Genomic DNA, 3906 nt, shown 5'->3' on the forward strand with positions numbered 1-3906 from the left:
GGATAGAGCGTGGGACTTTCCCCTGGCCGCCGTGAAAATCCACAGAACAATTCCGGCAACCGATGGAGTTCAAGATACAAACTCGAGTCGAAAATGCCGGCCAAAATCCTCGTCGCGCCTTGTTTATAGCCGTATGCCGCCATACCGGCCGCGATGAGCGCGTTGTCGTGAGGCCACACCGATCCGTTATGGTAGGACATCGGGTTATACCGGGCCTCGGAGGTTGCGATCGTGCGGACACCCCATCCGCTGAAAAACTCCTCGCGCAAGAGCGTGCGGGCCGCGCGTACCCCCCGGTCCGCGCCCGCGATGCCGCCGTACAGGCAATGGCCCGCGTTTGAGGACCGTACACGGCAAGGTCGGCCCCGCCCGTCCACAGCCAGCGCATACGAGTCGAGTTCCTCGCACCAGAACGCCCGTTCAAATCGGTCTTGAAGGGAGTCCGCTTCTTTCAGCAGACGATCAACGTGATCGAATTCTTCCAGAAGCCGAGCCAAGTTCGCCGCCGTTCGTTTGGCTCGATACACGTACGCCTGTACCTCGCAGAGCGCAATCGGACCCTCTGCCGCGGTTCCGTCGGCGTGGAAGACGGCGTCGTGGGAATCTTTCCATCCTTGATGCACCAGCCCGCTGGCGGTTCGGCGAGCATAGGTTGTGAATCCCATCCCGGTCGGATCGCCGTACTGATCGATCCACTGGAGCGCCAGCTTAATATGCGGCCAGAGCGCCGTGAGAAATTGGCGATCGCCGCTTCGTTCGTAATATGCGCCGGCCAGTACAATGAACAACGGCGTGGCGTCGACACTCCCATAATATTTGCCGAATGGAATTTCTCCGAGGGTCGCCATCTCTCCCTGGCGCGTCTCATGTAAAATCTTGCCGATTTCCGCATCTTGTTCCGGTCGATTCTTCGTTGCCTGAGTCGCGGCCAGAAAACCCAGAACTCCCCGCGCGAGCGCGGGATTCATCCACAGCATTTGCAGCGCCGTAATAATACCGTCTCGTCCGAACGGGACGCTGAACCAGGGCACCCCGGCGTAAGGATAGCGTCCGTGCGGTGTCTCCGAGACCAACATGTGGAGATCGGCCATGGACCGGTTCAACCAATGATTGAATTGTTCATTCGACGTGTAGACGTGGGCATCGGAGGCTTTGGCTTTCTGTAACGCGCGATAGGCCTCCCGGTGGGCGCGGTCGTAGGAGAGAAATACTCCGCCCCGCCGCCGCTTGATTTCGCAGGAAATCAAGATTTCCCAGGTCATGTCGGTGTGGGGAGGGATGTTCGCCTCGATTCGCAATCCGTCAGGCATTACCCGTTTCGGCGCGGGAGTACATCGGACATAGGTTCGGCGGATGGTTTCATCGAGCCCTTTATACCCAAGGATAAGCCCCGTCTTGGATCGAACGGTCTTGAGTTTCCATCCGCGACGAAGCCGCTGCCGGCCCCTCGCCTCGAAGAGATCGGCGAAATCCGCATCCATTGCGACCATGAGCCGGAGGGGAAATTTCTCCACGCCGTAGTTATGAACACGGATGCGCTCGTAACAGGTCCCCTGCCAGAGAAACCGGGTCCGGCACAGATGGAGCGTCCCGCGCGGCACCGGCCGTCGCTCGTCCAGCATCATGTCCGCGTTGGTGAGATCGATCCGAATGAGCGCATTGTCGTCTTTGGCCTTTGCGCTGAGTAGCATCGGCCGCTGCTCCCCGAGCGAAAGCTCGAATCGGGAGAGGAACCGCGTCCCTTCATGATAGAGCCCCTGCGGGCCGGAAAGTACCTGATGAATGTCACCGTACCGGTCGAACACTGCGAAGGTCTCGCCATGTTTCAACACTTCCGTGCGACCGTCGGCCAATGAGGATGACGCGAGGATGTAATATTGATCCTTCAATCTGATGACGTCGTTCATGAATAATTCCCTTCAGTGCACGGCACTTGCCCGGCTCATGCGCGCGGCGACCAGCGCCGTCACCAACAGAACAAGCCCGATCCCGAGTACCCCGGTCTCCGGACCCTGTTGTTCCGTGATCCATCCGAACGCGGAAATTCCCCCGATGGCGGCAGTCATGGAGCCTGTCCCGTAGAGGCCCAGCACTCGTCCGACCATTTGTTTCGGCGCGAGCTCTTGAATGATGCCCCATGCAATCGGAGTAAAGGCTCCCATCCCACAGCCGACCAGGCCCATGAGGAGACCGGCTATATAGGGATCAAGTGTTCCGGTCAACGCGCAGAGGGCGGCGCCGCTCAACACACTGCTACCCGTGATCAGCAGCATCCGGTCTTTGAGCGTCCAGTGAGTCGCCCACAAGAGTCCGATCGATGTCGCGAATAATCCGATACCGACCGCCGACCATAAATAGCCGACCTCAATCGGACCCAGTCCAAGCATCTTCCGCGCGAACACCGGGAAAAGGGCGGTCAACGCGCTGGTGCCGAACGTATAGAGGGCGGCGGTGCCGGTCAAGAGCAGTATCGTTGGTTGAGTCACCACGCTATAGCGAAATCCCTCAACCAGATCTTGCAGCATAGTCGGTCTCGCGGCACGCGCGGAAATCTGTGACGCCGGTTTCTTAAAGCGAACCCACGCGAGGCACCCGGCGGAAATCATGTAGGTCGCCGCGTTGAGACATAAGACCTCTTGTGATCCGTACGCGGCGATGCCTAAGCCGCTCAACGCCGGACCGAAAATAATCCCAAGGCTGGTCGTGCTTTGAAGAAGTGCGTTGGCGGCCGTGAACTGCGTTTTAGGGACAAAGGCGGGGATGGCGGCGGTGAGAGCAGGACCGAATACCGCCGTGGCAATGGCATGCAAGAGGACCAAGACATAGAGCACGGTCACCGTAAAGGATTCCACGGGGATGAGGCAAGGAATCAACCCGATCAACAACGCGCGCAACACATCGCTGGTGATCAGCAACACCTTTTTCGGAAGGCGATCGACATACACGCCGATGATCGGGCCCAAAACAATCGGAGGAATGGTCTGCAGCAGGCCGATGATGGATGTTTTGAGGGGCGAGCCGGTGACGGCATAGACAAACCAGAGGAGCGCCAATCTCGAGATGCCGTCTCCGATTTGCGAGATAAGTTGTCCGGACCAGACGAGTCCGAAATCGCGGGTCAGGAGCAGCGGACGATCCTTGACTGAGATGTTGTCTGCGTTCTCCGCCGTAGGGGGAGAGTAAGGCAAGGGGCCGGAGCGGCCTTGCATTAGCTCTCGCCCTCCAACCGTATCTTCTCGGTATTCACCGCTCGTACACCCGGCACTTGACGGGCAGCTTCCGCGGCTTCGAGAGCGATGACTTGGAAACGCACGGTTCCATTGAGCTGAACGACACCGTCCTCGGTCTTTACCTCGAAATTGGCCGCTTTGAGGGTCGCGCTCTTGGAGAACCGTTCTTTGATCAGGCCGGTGAGAATTTCATCCTGTTTCTTGAGCAGCGCCTTCGCGAGGTCTTTTTCGACGGCCAGCTTGTTGACCACGGCCTTGACGCCTGGGACAGCCTGCGCGATTTCCGTTGCGGCCGCTTTTTCTTCTTCGGCCGAGACGCGTCCGGTCATGGTCACGGTTTGTTGGTCGTCTTCCACCCCGATCTCGTAGCGGAAAAGCCGTGAATCTCCCATAAGCGCAAGCTTGACCGACAGAATCAGTGAACCCAGGGGTTTCTTGGCTGCCTGATCTTTTTCCTTACCCTCGGAATCAGCCGGTTGTGAGTCCGCCTTCGTCGCCGGAGCGGGTGCGGACTGCGTCTTCCCGTCCGTCTGTGGCTTGGCCGGCGCATGTTTCTCCGATGTGACTTCTTTGTGATCAGTCGAATCCGTTTTCGTGGGAGGGTTTGATGGAGGCTGCGGCTTCCCGTCCGTTGATGGCTTGGGCGGCGCTGGTTTCTCCGGTGCGACTTCTTTGT

The 3906-nt window shown here is 58.8% G+C and carries 3 protein-coding genes; all 3 read right to left on the reverse strand.

Annotation, left to right across the window (positions count from 1 at the left end; all coding sequences use genetic code 11):
• Nucleotides 1–1907: amylo-alpha-1,6-glucosidase (locus ACOSYY_RS02770; RefSeq protein WP_421660745.1), on the reverse strand; the 1907-nt coding region annotated here is incomplete at its 3' end.
• Nucleotides 1908–1919: 12 nt separating this feature from the next.
• Entirely contained in the window at nucleotides 1920–3209 is a 1290-nt protein-coding gene (locus ACOSYY_RS02775; RefSeq protein WP_421660746.1) for an MFS transporter, read from the reverse strand.
• Nucleotides 3209–3906 (reverse strand): BON domain-containing protein (locus tag ACOSYY_RS02780; protein ID WP_421660747.1); only part of this gene is annotated, 698 nt, incomplete at its 5' end. The genes ACOSYY_RS02775 and ACOSYY_RS02780, both read right to left, overlap by 1 nt.

The organism is Nitrospira sp. BLG_2 (assembly GCF_049222245.1).